The 18,668-nt window shown below is 51.9% G+C and carries 12 protein-coding genes; 7 read left to right on the top strand and 5 right to left on the bottom strand.

Annotated features, from left to right (window positions below):
• Positions 1–239: 239 nt before the first annotated feature.
• The 3 genes from hpf to BUQ98_RS08275 form a co-directional block, all read right to left on the bottom strand.
• Positions 240–590 (bottom strand): ribosome hibernation-promoting factor, HPF/YfiA family, encoded by a 351-nt coding sequence (gene hpf, locus BUQ98_RS08285; RefSeq protein ID WP_025673399.1) that lies wholly within the window; start codon positions 588–590, stop codon positions 240–242.
• A gap of 395 nt (positions 591–985) precedes the next feature.
• The gene (gene dapD, locus BUQ98_RS08280) at positions 986–2,017 is read right to left on the bottom strand and encodes a 2,3,4,5-tetrahydropyridine-2,6-dicarboxylate N-succinyltransferase (RefSeq protein WP_074213325.1); all 1,032 of its coding nucleotides are present in this window, start codon (positions 2,015–2,017) and stop codon (positions 986–988) included.
• 223 nt (positions 2,018–2,240) lie between these two features.
• A complete protein-coding gene (locus BUQ98_RS08275) occupies positions 2,241–2,549 on the bottom strand; it encodes a YebG family protein (protein WP_046074135.1) in 309 nt (102 codons plus the stop codon).
• A gap of 83 nt (positions 2,550–2,632) precedes the next feature.
• Between BUQ98_RS08275 and BUQ98_RS08270 the strand changes: the two genes are divergently transcribed.
• From BUQ98_RS08270 to recD, 5 genes are all read left to right on the top strand, one after another.
• The gene (locus BUQ98_RS08270; RefSeq protein ID WP_046074136.1) at positions 2,633–3,316 is read left to right on the top strand and encodes a DNA-3-methyladenine glycosylase I; all 684 of its coding nucleotides are present in this window, start codon (positions 2,633–2,635) and stop codon (positions 3,314–3,316) included.
• A 134-nt stretch (positions 3,317–3,450) separates the two neighbouring features.
• Entirely contained in the window at positions 3,451–6,831 is a 3,381-nt protein-coding gene (gene recC / locus BUQ98_RS08265) for an exodeoxyribonuclease V subunit gamma (protein WP_074213324.1), read from the top strand.
• 489 nt (positions 6,832–7,320) lie between these two features.
• Positions 7,321–9,567, top strand: coding sequence for a CehA/McbA family metallohydrolase (locus tag BUQ98_RS08260; RefSeq protein WP_074213323.1), 2,247 nt, complete (start codon positions 7,321–7,323; stop codon positions 9,565–9,567).
• 151 nt (positions 9,568–9,718) lie between these two features.
• A complete protein-coding gene (gene recB, locus BUQ98_RS08255) occupies positions 9,719–13,300 on the top strand; it encodes an exodeoxyribonuclease V subunit beta (RefSeq protein WP_074213322.1) in 3,582 nt (1,193 codons plus the stop codon).
• Complete coding sequence (recD, locus tag BUQ98_RS08250; protein WP_074213321.1) at positions 13,297–15,138, top strand: exodeoxyribonuclease V subunit alpha; 1,842 nt, start codon at positions 13,297–13,299, stop codon at positions 15,136–15,138. The genes recB and recD overlap by 4 nt, the downstream gene beginning before the upstream one ends.
• 12 nt (positions 15,139–15,150) lie before the next feature.
• Here recD and argA read toward each other — a convergent pair whose 3' ends face one another.
• Positions 15,151–16,482: an amino-acid N-acetyltransferase gene (gene argA / locus BUQ98_RS08245; protein ID WP_074213320.1), complete on the bottom strand. Its 1,332-nt coding sequence runs from the start codon at positions 16,480–16,482 to the stop codon at positions 15,151–15,153.
• Between the two features lie 214 nt (positions 16,483–16,696).
• On the opposite strand from argA, the gene BUQ98_RS08240 reads away from it, so the two are divergent.
• On the top strand, positions 16,697–17,047 hold the full coding sequence (locus BUQ98_RS08240; RefSeq protein WP_175566298.1) for a DUF2850 domain-containing protein: 351 nt from the start codon (positions 16,697–16,699) through the stop codon (positions 17,045–17,047).
• Between the two features lie 90 nt (positions 17,048–17,137).
• Here the strand turns inward: BUQ98_RS08240 and BUQ98_RS08235 are convergent, their stop codons facing one another.
• Positions 17,138–17,353 carry a hypothetical protein gene (locus tag BUQ98_RS08235; protein ID WP_074213318.1) on the bottom strand — a complete coding sequence of 72 codons (216 nt, stop codon included), beginning with the start codon at positions 17,351–17,353 and terminating at the stop codon, positions 17,138–17,140.
• 234 nt (positions 17,354–17,587) lie between these two features.
• Here BUQ98_RS08235 and mltA point away from each other — a divergent pair, with 234 nt between their 5' ends.
• A complete protein-coding gene (mltA, locus tag BUQ98_RS08230; protein ID WP_074213317.1) occupies positions 17,588–18,667 on the top strand; it encodes a murein transglycosylase A in 1,080 nt (359 codons plus the stop codon).
• Position 18,668 lies beyond the last annotated feature (1 nt).

The following is an 18,668-nucleotide window of genomic DNA, read 5'->3' as shown; positions in this document are numbered from 1 at the left end:
AAAAAAACCTCCCGGTTGGGAGGTTAGTGCGCCAGGCTGATTGGGCTTAGCACGCTTCCTCCCGCGTTAGCGAGATAAAAAAGAAGCGAAAAAAATGGGCGGTCATCAGCATTGGGCGTTGTGTTGTTATGTTTGCGTATGGATTAACCATATGGGGCGCGGGCAGGCGTGTCAAGGATCAAAAAGCCCCGCAAGAGCGGGGCTGACATGTTTAGCATATTTGGTGTTGCGTTGAGGGTCTAGATTTCCTCATCGGATGGGTTTTCTTCCATCGCAACCGTCGCGGCAGATTTTTCGTTACGACGCGCCTCGCCCTTGTGTTGGACTTTATTGAGTTGTTTCTCCAGCTTTTGGCCTACGTCATTGATCGCTTTGTACATGTCATCGCTTTCCGCTGAGGCAACCAGCGTTGAACCCGGCAACCCAGCTTTGGCTTCTACTTTAAACTGGTGGTTTGGCTCTTTACTGATCACAGCATGAGGATTGATGAGTGCCACCTGCCACTTGGCCAACTTGTCAAAGCGGCTTTCGATGCGCTCACGGATGGCGGGAGTGATTTCGATGTTTTTGCCTGCAATTTCCACTCTCATACTCGTTCCTCTTTGTTCCCCTGTATTAGGTTCATCTTTAGATTACCGCTTTACGCCATTGATAACGTGACTTGGCTCATGTTTAAAGGGGGGGAGTTTTTCGATAGGAGGATCTGTGAGCATTCGCGAATCCTGACATCGAAAAGGCCGGAAAAGCCTTGAAATCAATGCCAAAAATGCTACGTTGGGAGAGATCACGAACGCTGATTTACCCGCCAGTCAGGGCCGCCTCGCGCCTGTTTATTTTCCTAGTTTTCGCTTGTGGTTAAAAATGTGCCACAAACCTGCTTGTGCTTTTTGGCGTATTGCGGTGACGCGATAGTCATTAAGGCAAAGTCGGCATAAAAAAGGCGACCAAGTTGGCCGCCGTTGAAAAGAACTAAAAGCGGGCTTGATTAGTTATTGGCGTGTAGCTCATGGTTGAGCTCAACTGCCGTTTTGTTGGTTAAGCATTCAACCGCCCCCGTTTTTGAGTTGCGGCGTAGCAATAGGTCCGACTTACCGGCCAAATCACGTGCTTTGATGCTTTCGACCACATTGCCGTCAGCGTCGAGCATGGTGACTTTGGTGCCTGCGGTGACATACAGTCCTGACTCGATGGTGCAACGATCGCCTAATGGGAAGCCAAGGCCAGCATTGGCACCCAACAGTGAGTTCTCACCAATTGAGATCACAATCTGGCCGCCGCCACTCAGCGTCCCCATAATGGATGCACCGCCGCCAATATCGCTACCTTGACCGACCATCACACCCGCAGAGATACGGCCTTCAATCATGCTCTTGCCTTCGGTGCCGGCATTGAAGTTGATAAAGCCTTCGTGCATCACCGTGGTGCCTTCACCCACATGGGCGCCCAAGCGAACACGGGCGGTATCAGCAATACGCACACCGGCAGGCACCACGTAATCGGTCATTTTCGGGAATTTATCCACGCACTCAACGGTTAATGTTTCGCCTTTCAGACGCGCTTCCATCTGACGCTCAGGCAGTTCCGGCAAGTCGATTGGGCCTTGGTTGGTCCAAGCAATGTTGTGCAGCAGGCCAAAGAGTCCGTCTAGCACCACACCGTGTGGTTTGACTAAGCGGTGCGAGATCAGTTGAAGCTTGAGGAAGCCTTCAGCCACCGATGCGGGTTTGCTGTCGTTTTCTAGAATAACCAGCACCAGTGGCTGTGTGGTTTGTTGAGCCTTGCTCGCAAAGTTAGCTGCCTTTTGAGCGCCAGCGGCGGCGAAGGCTTCACTGATTGCAGCGCAGGTTTCTGGTGCAACCTCTAGTACCTGATTACCGGCGCTATAATCGGTTAGCGCGCTTAGGGCACTTACCAGATCATCACTAGGATTAAGCAGGGGCGCTGGGAAATAGGCTTCAATGATTTTACCGTCCTGGTTTTGAGTGGCGGTACCGAGTGCCAGAGCAAAGCTTGCCATTGGGGGGAATCTCCTTGTGTCGTTGGGCTTAAAACATCAAACACTTCATCTTAAAGACAAGCGGCGGTGGTTGGAAGCGCTTAACGGCTGGCGGAGGCAAAAACCGTTACAGGTCAGCGCACCGATTCATGTTGATGCATAGTCATCAGGAGACAGGCATAAAAAAAGCAAGCCAAATGGGCTTGCTCTTTCGCGGATGCTAAAAGGGTCAGCAATCACAACTTTAGGCCGCATCGGCGTCTTTGTCGTCGCGACTCTCGTCCGCTTTGTTCTCGCTTTTTGCCGGCTTTTTCTTTGCCGCCTTGCGTTTTGCGCCCAGTGCTTCAAGCACCGAGTCTTTGTGTTGAGCAAGGTATAGCGACAAGGCTTCACGCTTTTCTTCGTCGTCTACCAGTTCGCTTTCTCCAATCAGATCGAACATGGCATCTGCCATATCCAACATTTTGTCGTAGGCGTCGGCTTCAGCTTTGGAGGTAAATGTCATCTTTTCTTCTCCCTCGCGTTCGACCACGTACTTGACGATAACGGCCATAATTACCCTCTCTTCGTTGATTTACTGTCTTTTTATACAGTAGGATAAGGGCCATTGTCCACTGACCCGGCCATGATTGTGACATGAGAGAAAAATTTAGCACCATTTATCAACGTGCCGCTGAGCGCAAAGGCGGTCAACGCGAGGTAGAGCGCATGTTGGTGGCACCGCTTGCGCCTCATGCCTTGTGTGAGATACCGGATGATCGCTGGTTAGCGGCGTTTAGTCAGAAGGTGTTTCAATCGGGCATTAGTTGGCAGGTCGTCCGTAAAAAGTGGCCGGGGTTCGAAGAGGTATTCTGGGGCTTTGATATTGAGAAAATGCTGCTGATGCCACCGGAAATGTGGGAAGAAAAAGCCACCAACCCAGCGATTATTCGTCACCTTACCAAGGTGATGACGATTCCGCACAACGCGGAAATGATCCACCGCGTGCAGCAATCGCACGGCAGTTTTAGCCAGTTTGTCGCCGATTGGCCCAGCGAGGATATTGTCGGTTTATGGCAGTATTTAAAAAAACACGGTAAGCGTTTAGGCGGTAATACCGGTGCTTATACCTTGCGCCGAATGGGCAAGGACACCTTCTTGTTCACCCGTGATATCGAGCACTACCTGCGCGCGACTAAAATCGTTGATAGCGGTCGAGAGACCAAGCGGGCGATGCAAGCAGCGCAACAGGCATTTAATGAGTGGCAGCAAGAGTCGGGGCGTTCACTGAACCATATCAGCCAGCTGATCGCATTCAGTGTGGGTGACAATCGCGTGTAATCGCTCAGCGATTTGCCGCATTATCACGCGCTTAACAAGTCGTGTGCGAGGTCGCGGTGTGTCGGTAGCGGTTTGCGCTTAGTACGGCAATCGGCCACAATCGATGCCAGTTATCTTTCCCATGTGAGCGCCTTGTGTTTACTGTTTATCACTCTAATCAGCTCGATCTGTTAAAATCGCTGTTGGTCTCCCTGATCCAGCAGCGTCCGCTGTCTGACCCCTTTCAAAAAGAACTTATTCTGGTGCAAAGCCCCGGCATGGCGCAGTGGTTAAAAATGGCACTCGCCAACGAGCAGCAGATTGTTGCAAACGTCGAATTCCCACTTCCCGCCACCTTTATCTGGCAGTTGTTTATTCGGGTGTTGGATGGCGTGCCTGAGCGCAGTGATTTCAATAAAGAGGCGATGACATGGAAGCTAATGGACATCTTACCCAGCTGTCTGGATGCGCCAGAGTTCGCTGATTTAGCCGCGTATTTGGAAGATAGCCAGGATCAGCAGCGTGCTTACCAGCTGGCCGAAAAAGTGGCCGATATTTTCGACCAGTATTTGGTCTATCGCCCCGAGTGGGTATTGGCATGGGAGCAAGAGCAACCGGTACCCGAGCTTGACGATGTGCAGCCTTGGCAGCAAAAACTGTGGCGTCGCTTATACGATCACACATTGGCGCTGGGCCAATCGCCTTACCATCGCGCTAACTTGTATCAAGAGTTTATCGATACCTTAACCAGCCATCAGCACAAGCCTGCGGGGCTGGCTGATATTGAACGGGTGTTTGTGTTTGGCATCTCCGCGCTCCCACCACGCTATCTGGATGCGTTGCAAGCACTGGGCGAGCATGTGGAGGTGCATTTTATGTTCACCAACCCATGCCGTTACTATTGGGGCGATATTCGCGACAAGCGCTATCTGGCTAAACGTGCCGCATTGGCGCGGGATAAGATCAGCCGAATTGAAAACATCCCCGCCGAGAGCCAATTGGCACTGGGACTTGATGAGCCCGAGCACGGTGAAGTAGGGAACAGCTTGCTGGCGTCGATGGGAAAACTGGGGCGCGACAACTTACTGCTGCTCTCGGAAATGGCCTGTAATGAGATTGATAGCGGCTTTGTACCTATTAACCGCGATAATCTACTGCATCACATCCAAGCCGATATTTTGGATTTGAATGAGCCGGGCGATCCCAAGCAGACTGAAACCAGTGCGGTGAAAACAGAAATCGAGCCAGATGATGCATCCATCGCAATCCATGCCTGTCACAGCCCGATGCGCGAAGTCGAAGTGCTGCACGATCAGCTACTCGCGATGTTTGAGGCCAACCCATCACTGAGCCCCCGCGATGTGATTGTGATGGTGGCGGATATCAATGCCTACAGCCCCGCCATTCAAGCGGTGTTTGGTAATGCGCCGAGTGAGCGTTTTATTCCCTTTTCCATCTCAGATCGCAGCGCCGATCAAGAAAGCCCGGTATTAGCCGCCTTTTTGCGCCTGCTCACCCTGCCTGATAGTCGATGCAGTGCGGCGGAGCTATTGGAAATTCTTGAGGTGCCGGCGGTGTCGCGCCGTTTTGCCATCGACAGCCAACAGTTTGATCAGATTAAGCAGTGGGTGGAAGAAACCGGCATTCGCTGGGGGCTTGATACCCATACCGCGAGTCAATTTGCCTTGCCCGAGCAGTATCAGAATACGTGGCTATTTGGCCTGAAACGCATGCTACTCGGCTACGCGATGCCGAGTGAGGCTGGCTTGTTTGCAGACACCGTCCCTTATGATGAAGTCCAAGGGCTTAATGCGGAGCTGGCGGGGCGTTTAGGGCTGTTTATCGACACCTTAATTTACTACCAGCAGCAGTTAGCGATTGAGTGCGATGGCAAGGCGTGGGTGGCGCGATTGACCCAAATGCTGGATGACTGCTTCGCCATTGAAGGGGATGAAGAGTTAGCGGTCAAATTGATCCGTACCCAGTTAGACAGTTGGCTGACACAGCTTAGCGATGCAGCCTTTACCCACACGCTAACGTTGCCCGTGGTGCGCGATTACTTTAATGGTCGCCTCAACAACGAGCGAGTCAGCCAGCGCTTTTTGGCCGGTCAGGTCAACTTTTGTACCTTGATGCCGATGCGCTCAATTCCCTTTGATGTGGTGTGTTTGCTTGGGATGAATGATGGCGTGTACCCGCGCACTGTGCCTAGCGTCGGTTTTGATTTAATGGTGGGCCGCACGCGGGCAGGGGATCGCTCGCGTCGCGACGATGATCGTTACCTGTTTTTAGAAGCGCTGCAGTCAGCACAGCAGCGTTTATATATCAGTTATGTCGGGCGCTCAGTGCAAGATAACAGCTTAAAAGTCCCGTCGGTGCTGGTTACCGAGCTGCTTGAATATTGTACCCAAGGCTACTGTTTGGCCGGTGACCGCGACTTACCCGAAGTCCAGTCACGTCAGCGGCTGGAAGAGAGGCTTATCCAGACTCATCCACTCACTCCCTTTAGCCCAGAGGCGTTTGCTCATGATGGTAGCTACGCGCAAGAGTGGCTACCGGCTGCCAAAGGACAAGGGACGCAACTACCGGCATTTATGGATGATGCATTAAGCCCAGATCCGGATAGCCATACTGATCCTGTGATTGAGTTGGCTGAGTTGCAGCGCTTTTGGCGGTTGCCCGTGCGCTATTTTTTCCAACGCCGCTTGAAAGTCTTCTTTGAGCAGTTAGAAGCGCCGTTAGAAGAATTTGAACCCTTTCGCTTAGATACCTTGCACCGTTTTCAGCTGCGCGATCAGCTGTTAGCCCACTTTATTGAAACCGATGACAGCCCCCAAAGTGTGCAGGACTTTATGGCCCGACAGCGAGGACAGGGCAAGTTGCCCTTAGCGTACTTTGGCGAATTGACCTTGGATACGCAAGTTATGGTGATCCGTGATATGTACCAACGCTTAACGCCATTGCTCGCCGCGCTGCGCCCCGATCTTGAACTCAATCTGACCCTTCCTACTGCCTTGGGTGAGGTACAACTGCAAGGTTGGCTCAATCGGCGTTATCAAGACAGCTTGGTTCGCTTTCATTGTGGCGATCTGACTGTACGTCATCAGCTTTCAGTATGGATTGATCATTTATGCCAATGCGCAATGGGCGAAGCCGTGCCGAGTACGCTGGTGGGAGTGAAAGAAACCATCGAGTTTTCCCCACTCAGCAAAGATGACGCGCGAGCACACCTACAAGCCTTGGTTGAAGACTATCAACAGGGCTTGAATCAGCCGCTTACCTATCTGCCAAGCTCAATCGGGGCGGGGATAAAAGCCCGAGATAGTAAAAAAGGGTTTGATAACAGTGAAACCGGGCAAGACAAAGCGCTGAAAGCGATACGCGATGCCTTTGTGGGGGGCTTTAGCCTTGGTGAAGGACAAGACCCCTATGTGTATCGTGTTTGGCCGCAATGGAACGAGAGTCTCTGTCTCGCGCTGTTAGCAAAAGGCGATCAACACGTACTGCCGATGCTTGCGCAGCGACAAATACGCTAATCACCAAAGGCGCCTCGTAGGAATAGTGCGGCGCCGTTTCCCCCCATTCCACTCTCTTTCCCACTCATCTCCCTGTTAGCCAAGTCTATGCATGGCTTCTTTAGCTATTTTTATTCTTTATTTCTAAGTTTTTATTCATTTAAAGAGGTTGGATACTAGGATAGAGAAAATGGGTGGTTCGTCGATACAACCATCCTTTTTGTCATGTTTGTTATCATCGTGTTGGTTAAACATTGCACATTTTGCTGCTCGTTAGGGTTCAATCTATTTGGGGTCTAAATATTTTTTAAACGATCATTTTAATGCAGGGTTGTGTTTTAATTTTAATTAAAATTAAACTCTTATATTTAAAATAATGGTTAGAGGGCATCGTTTTTGTGTTGTTTATAGGGGGCTTTATTCTGTTTTTTATTTGAACGTGTAATTAACTTAACGCACAATGTCATCGAAAATTCATATAACAAACCATGAAAAAAAGGATGTGCCTTCATGCATAAATTCTCAAAAAGCGCAGTGGCGACTTTAGTGTCTGGCCTATTGTTAGGTGCGTCAGCGCACGCCGACGTCAGCATTACTCAAGGTAAGACTGCAATCCCAGATGGTGAGGCAACGCATGCCCAAGACATCACGGTAAAAAACGAGTATGTCGCGTTCGCATTGGCAGTTGAGTCTGCGCCACCGTGGGGTGTGCCACGTGGCACCTTAGTGGATCTCGCGGCGGTGAAAAATGGCAAAATTGATCTAGACCGAGTCGCTTTTGCAGATTTCATCCCCAACAGTTGGTCGGCTTGGCCGAACGATCGCAAGTCGATTGATATTGTCGAAGATAGCGATGAAAAAGCGGTGATCAAAGTGAGCCGTAACTTTGACAAGGTCGACATTACCACTTGGTACACGCTGGAAGCTGGCTCTGACGCGATCGGGCTCAAAACCGTGATGACCAACCAAGGCGAAGACGATCTTGAGCTGGAATCTGGCCACACGATTTGGCCGGATACGGGCTATCAGTTCGCGGTCCCGGGTCTTGAAGGCAATGAAGAAGCGATGGCGGATAATGCCCTCGCGGATCGCATGGTCGCGTATGACCGGGATTGGGCCTTTGCACTGCATGCGCCTGACTTTGATCGCATTAAGTATAATGGCCGCGATATGTATCTGGGTCACACGCTCAAAGCCGGTGAAAGCCGTACCTTCGAATCCCAGCTGCAAGTTGTTCCTAATGGTGATATGGCACCGATTGTTAAAGCAGAAGCTGAGCGTCATGGCGAAGCAACGGGCACGATTCAAGGCCAACTTCTTGCTGACAATGGCAATGTCCCTGCAGATGCGATTGTGATGATTGAAAAAGACGGTCACCCTTATGCGTGGACGCTTGCCAAAGATGGTCAATACAACATGGCATTGCCAGAAGGCAAGTACCAAGTGTATGGCACGGCAACAGGACATGCGAACAGCCAGCTGCAATCTATTACCGTGGGTGCTGATAGTGAGCAAACATTGGACTTCACATCGCTGAAAAGCCCAGCGACGCTTGCGCTTAACGTTGAAGAAGCGGCCTCTGGTGTGGCCAAAGATGCGCGTGTCACCATCATCGAAGGCCAAGCGCCACCGGTTGAATTTTTGGGTAAACGCACCTTCTTCACTGATTTGCTGCCAGCAGGCCATGCTGAGCTAAAACTGGCACCGGGTGAATACAAGCTGGGCATTAACGCCGGTGCGGGCTTTACCGCCGAATCACAAACCTTGGACGTGACGCTCGAATCGGGCAAAACCAACCAACAAGTGGTGAAAGTGCCTCAGGTGACTTTCCCGAACCGTAACCATTGGTATGGCGCTGACTTGCACCACCACGGCAATGTGCTGGAAGGAGTAACACCTCCAGAAATCGTGGTGCGTGCTCAGTTGGCAACTGACTTGGATCTGACCTTTATCAGTGATCATGACTCCACCATTAATCACAAAGTGTTTGCTGACCTATCAGCAAAACGTGGTGTGCCTTTCATTCCATCGATTGAGATTTCGCCATCGTGGGGTCACATGAACCCGTTCCCCATCGATAATGGCGCGGCGCTGACGGTCGATCCGGGTACTGATGACGTGCACACCTTGATTGATGCTGCGCATGAGATGGGCGCAGAAGTGGTGCCAATGAACCACCCATATAACGATTATGGTTACTTCACCAACATCGCTAAAGATGCGGTACCAGGCGGCGAGACCGATCGTTTCGACCTGATGGAGCTCAACGCACGTGTTGATAACGAGCCGACCCTGAAAAAAGCACATGATATGTGGGATAGCGGCGAAGCCATGTACCTGACTGCGGGTACCGATACTCATGATGCGTGGAATCAGCTAACCGGTCGTATTCGTATGATGGCCAATGTTGATGGTGAGCTAACGCCTCTCGCCTTTGCTAAAGCGTTAAAAGCCGGTCACGGCTATGCCACGCAGGGGCCAATTCTATACCCACAAAACATCATGTTTGGTGAAAGCGCCAAGGCAGGTGATAAATGGGATATTAACGTCGTCGCCGCTGACGGCCTCAAAGAAGTGCGCTTAATCGGTCAAGGTGGTGAGGTGCTAAACAGCGTCACCATAAACCCGGAAGAGAGCACCCAGCGTCTTGAGCTGTCACTGCCAATCCCTGCGGATGCAGAAGGTTGGATCAACCTAGAAGTGGAAGACAAAGACGGCAGCACGGCATGGACCAACCCAGTGTGGCTTCAGTCGTAAGCGTTGAGTCTCAATAAACGAACCAAGGCCAGCCATGCTGGCCTTTTTTGATCGTAACGTTAGTGGGCTCCGCTTGGTTAGCTTCGTTGGAATATGTTTTACCCCAAGGGGTTGCTACAATAGCGAGCAGACTAGGCGATGAAATAATGATATGGAACCGCAGATCCTCAACCCGCTCACCTTGCCACTTGATGGCGTCCGATTAATCGAAGCCTCCGCTGGCACCGGCAAGACATTTACCATTGCTGGCTTGTACCTGCGATTGTTGCTTGGGCATGGCCGCGCAGCGCCGTGTCGGGTCGAGCAAATACTGGTGGTGACCTTCACCGAAGCGGCAACCCAAGAGCTAAAAGACCGTATTCGGCGTCGTATCCATGAGGCACGTTTTGCCTTTATGCGCGGGGAGAGTGACGATCCTATCATTGGCCCTTTACTAGCAGAGATTAGCGATCATAAAACCGCGGCGCAGCGACTGTTAGAGGCCGAGCGTCAGATGGACGAAGCGGCTATCTATACCATTCACGGTTTTTGTCAGCGGATGCTGACCCAAAATGCGTTTGAATCGGGCAGCCTCTTCAGTCATGAATTTGTCACCGACGAGCGACAAATTAAAGCGCGCGCGGCGGCCGATTTTTGGCGTCGTCGTTTTTATCCGCTGCCAAAATCGTTAGCCGGTGTGGTGAGCAGCTACTGGCCCGCACCAGAGGCCTTATTAAAAGAGATTGCGCCCTATTTATCCGGGCCGGCTGTCACGGTTAAGGCGCCTGATCTCGGCGAAGATCTCATGGCGGCACACCAAGCGGCGATTGCCAAGATTGATGCGGTGAAGCGCGCATGGCGCGAGGCCGGGGAGCAGATCACCGACCAGCTCAGCGCCGCCAAGCTCGATGGCCGCAGTTATCGTAAAGATCATCTGGCGAATTGGCTTAATGCGATGGAACAATGGGCTAATGCCGAGACGCTTGATTACCAATTACCCGACAAATTAGAAAAATTCGCCCAACAGACATTAGCGGCCAAGAGCAAAGCCGAGCCACCGAGTCTGGCGCTATTTGATCACATTCAGGCATTGGTTGATCAGCCGCCGACGTTAAAGCCGGGATTAACCGCACTGGCGATTAAAGACGTGCGGCAGCTGCTCCGCCAAGAAAAACGCCGCCAAGGGTGGCTCTCGTTTGACGATCTCCTTTCTCAACTTGCCAGCGCACTTGACCAAGATAGCCAAGGCCAGTTGGCTGCGCGTATTCGCAGCTTATATCCGGTGGCAATGATTGATGAATTCCAAGACACCGACCCACTGCAATATCAGATTTTTAGCACTGTCTATCAGCCGCCAGTGGCGGACGATGCCCCTGTATTCGAAGAGCAAGAAGAAGGGGGTGAGTGCACCGGTTTAATGATGATTGGCGACCCTAAGCAGGCGATTTATGCCTTCCGTGGTGCCGACATCTTCACCTATATTCATGCCCGTGCGCAGGTGAGTGATCACTACAACCTTGCTACTAACTGGCGCTCGACAGATGGTATGGTGCGCGGGGTCAATGCCTTGTTCTCACGTGCTAAGGCGCCGTTCGTTTATCAAGACAGCATTCCCTTTTTAGCGGTGGCCTCTTCGCCTAGCGCCAAACAAAAAGCGCTGGTGGTGGAGGGAAACGAGCAGCCCGCGCTCACCTTTTGGCATCACAGCCCGGATGAATTGTGTGCCAAGCAAGATTTTGAACAGACCTTAGCGGTGAGTACCGCACAGCATATCACTCAGGTACTCAATCAATCGGTGGCGGGCAATAGTTATCTACAAACTCCTTCCGGCCAAGCCGAAATTCAGCCGCACAATATCGCTGTGTTGGTGCGCACCGGACGCGAGGCACAGCTGGTCAAGCAAGCGCTGGCCGAAAAAGGCGTGGCGTCTGTCTATCTTTCTAACCGTGATAATGTGTTCGCCAGCCCTGTCGCCAGTGATATTGAGCGCATCTTAGTGGCGGTGATGCAGCCTGAAAACGAGCGTAAGTTGCGAGCGGCACTAGCCAGCCCCTTATTTGGCTTGACCGCCGAGAAGCTGGCGTTACTCAATCAAGACGAAGCCTTGTGGGAGCAAGAGGTGGTGGCCTTTAGCCATTACCGTGACACTTGGCAGCGCCGTGGGGTGATGCCGATGCTTCGCCAAGTCGCCAGTGCCCGCCAAGTGGCAGAAAACTGGTTGGCGATGCCGCAAGGCGAGCGCTGTGTGACCGACTTTTTGCATATCGCGGAGTTGCTGCAAAGTGCCAGCCAGCAATTGGACAACCCACACGCGCTGATCCGCTGGCTACAAGAGCGAATGGCCGAGCCGGTTCAACAATCGGAAGAGCAGCAGGTGCGGTTGGAGTCGGAGCGTGATTTGGTGCAAATCGTCACCATCCATAAATCGAAAGGCTTGGAATACGATCTGGTTTACTTGCCGTTTGCTTGTCAGTATCGCGAAAGCAGCCAACCGTTTTATCACGATGAACAGTATCAGCCGGTGCTGGCGCTGGATAATGTCGATGAAGGCAAAGAGCGCGCTGAAAAAGAGCGGCTGGCTGAAGATATCCGCTTGCTGTACGTGGCGGTGACCCGTGCCGTGTATGGGTGTTTTATTGGCTGTGCGCCCCTTAAACAAGGTAACAGTCGGCAAAAAGACTCGGCCTTGCACCTAACGGCCCTTGGGTATTTGATCCAGCATGGAGAAGCCGGTGATGCTAGCCTGCTGGCCGAGAGTTTGGCTGGATTAGCAAGCGCGAGCGATGCGGTGGCTGTGGTCGCCCCGCCTGAGCCGGATGATAGCCGTTATGCCCCTCAAACAGGCTCCCACGAGGCGCTAAGCGCGCGTCACTTCGACGGCAAGATTGACCGTCAGTGGCGCTTAACCAGTTACTCAGGGCTGCTAAAACAAAGCCATCACATCAGTGCCTTGCCAACATTGGCCAGTTATGACTTGGACGCGGACGATGATCTCGCTGACGAGGAGACGGCGGATGTGGCGGTGGATCCTTGGTCGGTTTTTGCGTTTCCCAAAGGGGCGCGAGCCGGTACCTTTTTACATACCTTATTTGAAGAGGTGGACTTTACCGCCGATTTGATGAGTGAAGAAATCGCTGAGCTTATTACCCATCATCTTAGCTTGGAAAACTATGACCCACAGTGGTGCCCGATATTGCAGCAGTGGATGACACAGGTATTGAAACACCCGCTCAATGAGCACGGGTTGATGCTCAACCATATTGATAATACCAGTCGATTAACGGAGATGGAGTTCGTGATGCCTTTGGCCGCACTAGACTGCCAGCGATTGAACCGACTCGCCGCGCGATACGATGCGCTATCAGCGCGTGCTGGCCAGCTCACCTTTGACACGGCGCGCGGGATGCTAAAAGGCTTTATCGATTTAACCTTCCGCGCCGATGGTAAGTATTACGTGCTGGATTGGAAGTCGAACCATTTGGGGGATAGCGTGGCCGATTACCATCCTGAGGCGCTCAAAGAGGCGATGATCGCACACCGATACGACTTTCAGTACCAGATCTATACCTTGGCGTTGCACCGCTTTTTGCGACAGCGGATCCCAGATTATGACTACGACACCCATGTGGGGGGCGTGTTTTATTTCTTTTTACGGGGCGCCAGCGATAGCGGCGAGACCGGCGTATTCGCGCACCGTCCCGATAAGGCGCTGATTGACGCCTTGGACAACCTCTTTGCTGGAGAGTCGGTATGAAGCAAGCATTAATGGCGCTTTACCAGCGTGGGGAATTGCGAGCGATTGATGTGCAATTTGCTTGTTTGATGGGCGAAGAAGAAACCCAATTAGATAAGGCGGCTATCACAGTATGGGCGGCACTGTTGAGTCGCGAAGTGGGGAAAGGCCATGTCTGCCTTGACTTGCGCCAGTGGCAGCCACCCGTTGATGTCGCGTGGCAGCCCTTGCTGGAACATATTGATAGCCAAGCGCCAAGCGAGCAATTGGCGCAGGCCTCAGTCGTATCCGATGGGATGCAGTCAACGCCCTTGGTGCTTGCCGGACACCGACTGTATTTACATCGCTACTGGCATGCAGAGCAGCAAGTGGCGGGACATATTCGCCAGCGTCTCACGGCGCTATCGGTACCGGATGAGGCCAGACAAACCCTGGATAGCTTATTTGCCGCCTCACAGGCGGAGATTGATTGGCAAAAAGTGGCGGCAGCCACCGCGTTGACCCAGCCTTTTGCGGTGATTTCAGGGGGCCCGGGCACGGGTAAAACCACCACCGTCGCCCGTTTGTTGGCGGCGCTGATGGCGTCGCACCACGCCGAGCGTACAACGTCTGCAGCGCTCACTATCAAATTGGTCGCCCCGACCGGTAAAGCGGCCAACCGATTGACCGAATCACTGGGACGGGCGATTGCCGCCTTGCCTGTTGATCATGACGTGAAAGCGGCGCTGCCGACCCAAGCCAGTACCATTCACCGATTATTAGGGGCGATTCCGCAGCGAGTAGCGTTTCGCCATCATAAAAATAATCCCGTGCATGCGGATGTGTTGATTGTCGATGAAGCCTCAATGGTGGACTTGCCTTTGATGGCGCAGCTGTTCGATGCCTTGGCGCCCTCAACACGCATTATTTTGCTGGGGGATAAAGATCAGCTTGCCTCTGTGGAAGCAGGGGCGGTGTTAGGCGATATTTGTCAGTACGCCGAGGCGGGCTATCCAGCGGCGCAAGCAGCGCGTTTAAGCCAACTGACAGGCTTTGACGTACCAGACAACCCGCACGCGCCAGCGATTGCCAGTGCCCTTTGCCTGCTGCGCAAAAGTTATCGTTTTGATGCCCAATCCGGCATTGGTCAGCTTGCCTTTGCGGTGAACCGAGGAGAAATGGCTGAGGTGGGGGCGGTGTTAAAACGCGGCTATGGCGATATTACCCACCATGTGCTGAGTGATGACAGCTATCAGACCCTGATGCAACAAGCGGTGGCAGGATATCGCGATTACTTAACGACACTCGATAATGCGACGCTCGAAACCCCGTCATCAATGGTGGATGTGCTGAGTGCCTTTAGCCAATTTCGATTGTTATGCGCATTGACTGAAGGTCCGTTTGGCGTCGCTGGCCTCAACCAAGCCATTGAGCAGCATTTAGCGTCCGCAGGGTTGATCGCTAAAGAGCGAGATACCTGGTATCACGGTCGGCCGATCATGATTTTGCAAAACGACCATGCCCTAGGGTTGTATAACGGTGATATTGGGATTGCGGTGCAGCATGAGGGGATCACGCGGGTGGCGTTTGAAACCCACGATAGCGAAGTGCGCTATTTGCTTGCCAGCCGCCTGCCCGCCCATCAAACCGCGTTTGCGATGACGGTGCATAAATCACAAGGTTCGGAGTTTGCGCACACAGTGCTGGTGTGTCCGCCTACGATTTCACCGGTGATCACTCGCGAGCTGATTTACACCGGCATTACGCGGGCGAAGCGCCAGCTTGATCTCTACGCGTCTTGGCCGGTATTACGTCACGGTGTGGGCGCACGCACCGCTCGTTATAGCGGCTTGCCAGATGCTTTGTTGGCGCCTTTATAGTAGCGAAGCCAGTTAAAGCGATAGGGTCAGTACCTTAGAGCGGCGCTGATAGTTGTATAGCTCTTGACGGGTGTTAGGGAGCGCTGACACATCGGAGAGCAAAAAACCTTGTTCCAAAAACCAATGTAGACTGTGGGTGGTGAGCACAAAAATGGTTTCGAGCCCTTTGGCTTTGGCGCGTTGTTTGAGGTGATTGAGCAGCATGACGCCGCGGTCGCCATCACGATAGTCCGGATGAATGGCGACGCATGCCATCTCGCCGGTGCGCGCGTCACTAAATGGGTAGAGCGCCGCACAGCCTATCACTAACCCGTCCCGTTCGATGATGGTAAAGCGTGGGATTTCCTGCTCCAATTGTTCTCGTGAGCGGCGCACCAGGATCCCTTGTTGCTCCAAAGGCCGGATCAAATCCAAGATCCCACCGATATCGTCAATTTGGGCTTGGCGCACTTTTTCGGCACGCTCCATCACGATCTGGGTGCCGATCCCCTCAATCGAGAACAACTCTTGGATCAAGGCCCCGTCTTTTTTATAGCTGATCAAATGGCTACGCGTAACGCCCGCGCGACACGCAGCAATCGCGCCCCGTAAAAAGCGACTGGTGCCAGAGCCAGTATCGCCAGCAGCTTCTCTGGCTTCTAAGAGCGGAAGGGCTTGGGTAGGGAGTAACTCAGAAATCACTTCATTATCTTGGTTCAGCACCCCTTGCTCGGAACAAAAGCCAATCAACTTGTCTGCGCGTAACCGAATCGCGACCTGAGTCGCCACTTCTTCGGAGGTGAGATTAAAGCATTCCCCTGTCACTGAACTGGCTACCGGCCCCATCAGCACGATCGCGTTTTGATCCAATTGTCGCTGAATACCATCAATATCGATGCGGCGAATTTTGCCACTATGACAATAATCAATCCCTTCATCGACGCCCAACGGTTGAGCAATAACAAAATTGCCACTGATCACATTAATCTGGGCGCCCGCCATTGGGGTGTTGTTGAGCCCCATGGATAAACGCGCCGTGATGTCGAGCTGCACTTGGCCGGCGGCTTGTTTGACTACTTCAAGCGCGTGGCTGTCGGTGATGCGTATTGCTTTGTGATAAGGCGTTTCCAGTCCGTACTGATTGAGAGCGCGATTAATCTGTGGACGGGCGCCGAAGACCAATACCAGTTTCATGCCTAGGCTATTGAGTAGCGCGATATCATTGACGATATTTTGAAAGTTCTCATCCGCCATTGCCTCGCCGCCAAGCATGATCACCGCGGTTTTATCTCGGTGAGCATTGACATACGGCGCCGATTGGCGAAATCCTTTAACCAGGGCGGTACTTCTTATCTTCACGTGCATGTCCGTTTAATTATTCATTAATCATGCCTTTTTATGCTTTTTTTGCTGTTTATGTCAAGTCTTTCACGGTGCCAGAGACTTCGCTAGAAGGGCGAGTACTGGCTTGCCTTCAACGGGTGGGTTACGGAAGTGAGATCACAATCTGGCTCTCAGCGTCTAAAGTAAAGTAATGGGTCAGTTAAACTGTGCTAAAAATGCATTGAGGGGTAAACGCGTGCGAAAAACGAAACAAGTTGTTCTTTTACTCTTATTTATCCTATTTGGTGGTACGGGCTTTTTAGTGGCGACCCAGCCAGCAATATTTGCCCCCGATGTTGGCCTGTCTGATTTATATGGTGAGTGGGTTGAAAAAGATGTCGCGCCATATGCGGCTGATCGGTTTGAGATCCGACCTGATGGCGTCTATACAAATGGCAGCCAAATTACAACCGAGTACCAGTTTGATGGAGATCAGTTTCGTTACTCGATTGGTTCTCAGAATTATGTTTATCGGATTGAAAACAAAAGCACCCTAGAACGCTTATCGCCGGCCCATTACACCTCTTTTTTCATTAAAGCTGACTGATGCCAGGCACCATATTCTAGATGCGTGACATATCCTACTTGGCGTTTATATTTTGCGTTTCAGGGCGTATAGCATACTGGACTAGTACTTTTACGATTCAAGAGTCGATAATAATTCATTAACCGAACATTGCTTGGTGGCGATGCGTCGTAGTAAATCTGCGGTTTCTGGATCGCCACCTAGGCAGCGTTGGATACTGGTATTGATAACATGGCGGGTGCATCCTTCACTGGCCATCATGCGAATCCACTGGTATTCCACTGCATCGCTATCAAGTAGCGTTGAACGACCAACTTTTAAATCCATCACAGCTTTACTCCTTTATGTTGCACTTTCTATGCAGTTTTGTTGCAAGGACAGTACATAATAATTATATGACACTTTGATGAACACCGCCCCCCTGGCTGAGATAATCTGAATAGCATCACAATATTTCTGTATTGTTTTGCAGACAGTTACAACTTGAGAACGAGAAGTGATTGCCAAGCTCACTGCTTTTTGCGAGCCTTAGCGCTATAAATCAATTGATTGGGAACGGGTGTGATTAAAGCGTTAGCAGTAGTAGGGTGTGTGTTAGCACTGGCGGGTTGTGTCCGTCCAACCGATCGAGGGCAGCAGTATCAGGATGGGCGTTTTGAACGCATTTTAACGCCAGTTCCTCAGGTGGTATCGGAGAGCCCGCGCGATTTCAGTTTATTTCAGGATCAGCTTGCTGAAGTCGAGGTTAAGTCGCCCTCCTTGGTAGCCAAACATCAGGCTGTCTATCAACGTCTACAAGCTTGGTTAGACGCTGGTGGAGATATTGAAGCGCTTGCTGACTATGGTTTGGGCGTGAATCAAATGGGAGGCGGCGATGACTTTGGTAACGTGATGTTTACAGGTTACTTTTCTCCTGTGATAGAGATGCGTCACCAACCGGATGCCTTATTTCGTTATCCCGTGTATGCCAAACCGGAATGTGAGTTTGACTGTCCGGATAGGGCCGCAATTTATGCCGGTGCGCTTGAAGAACAAGGGCTAGTGCTTGGATACAGCGCTTCGTTGATTGATAACTTTATTATGGAAGTGCAGGGGAGTGGCTTTGTCCATTTTGGCGACAACGACCAACTAGAATACTTTGCTTACGGTGGCAAGAATGGTCACCCGTATGTCAGCATTGGCAAAGTCTTGATTGAGAACGGGGAAGTCCCGCGCGAAAAAATGTCGCTGAAAGCGATCCAAGATTGGGTGGCTGCCCACAGTAAAGATGAAGTGCGTGAATTACTCGAGCAAAACCCCTCTTATGTTTTCTTTACGCCAAAAGCGGCTGCCCCAGTCAGTGGCACGGCAGGTATTCCGTTGAAAGCGGGGGCGTCTGTGGCAGCGGATCGACGTTATTTACCCATGGGAAGTGTATTGCTTGCCGAAGTGCCCCAGCTTGATGAACAAGGAAATTGGACGGGCGAGCATGTACTCAAGCTGTTAATGGCATTGGATACCGGTGGCGCGGTGAAAGAAAATCACTTGGATTTATACCATGGCATGGGTCGTGAAGCAGGCGAGCAAGCCGGCCATTACAAACACTTTGGTCGGGTTTGGAAGCTAGATGCCTTAGCGCCACAAGTGGTGAGCCAGCCCTAAA

Origin of the sequence: Salinivibrio sp. ES.052 (genome assembly GCF_900141775.1) — a bacterium.
Classification (GTDB): Bacteria; Pseudomonadota; Gammaproteobacteria; order Enterobacterales; family Vibrionaceae; genus Salinivibrio.
This window is presented reverse-complemented; position numbering and strand designations above follow the sequence as displayed.

Coding starts and splice junctions, on each gene's coding strand:
- hpf (WP_025673399.1), bottom strand. CDS start 590: ATGAGAGTGGAAATTGCAGGCAAAAACATCGAAATCACTCCCGCCATC.
- dapD (WP_074213325.1), bottom strand. CDS start 2,017: ATGGCAAGCTTTGCTCTGGCACTCGGTACCGCCACTCAAAACCAGGAC.
- BUQ98_RS08275 (WP_046074135.1), bottom strand. CDS start 2,549: ATGGCCGTTATCGTCAAGTACGTGGTCGAACGCGAGGGAGAAGAAAAG.
- BUQ98_RS08270 (WP_046074136.1), top strand. CDS start 2,633: ATGAGAGAAAAATTTAGCACCATTTATCAACGTGCCGCTGAGCGCAAA.
- BUQ98_RS08260 (WP_074213323.1), top strand. CDS start 7,321: ATGCATAAATTCTCAAAAAGCGCAGTGGCGACTTTAGTGTCTGGCCTA.
- recB (WP_074213322.1), top strand. CDS start 9,719: ATGGAACCGCAGATCCTCAACCCGCTCACCTTGCCACTTGATGGCGTC.
- recD (WP_074213321.1), top strand. CDS start 13,297: ATGAAGCAAGCATTAATGGCGCTTTACCAGCGTGGGGAATTGCGAGCG.
- argA (WP_074213320.1), bottom strand. CDS start 16,482: ATGCACGTGAAGATAAGAAGTACCGCCCTGGTTAAAGGATTTCGCCAA.
- BUQ98_RS08235 (WP_074213318.1), bottom strand. CDS start 17,353: ATGGATTTAAAAGTTGGTCGTTCAACGCTACTTGATAGCGATGCAGTG.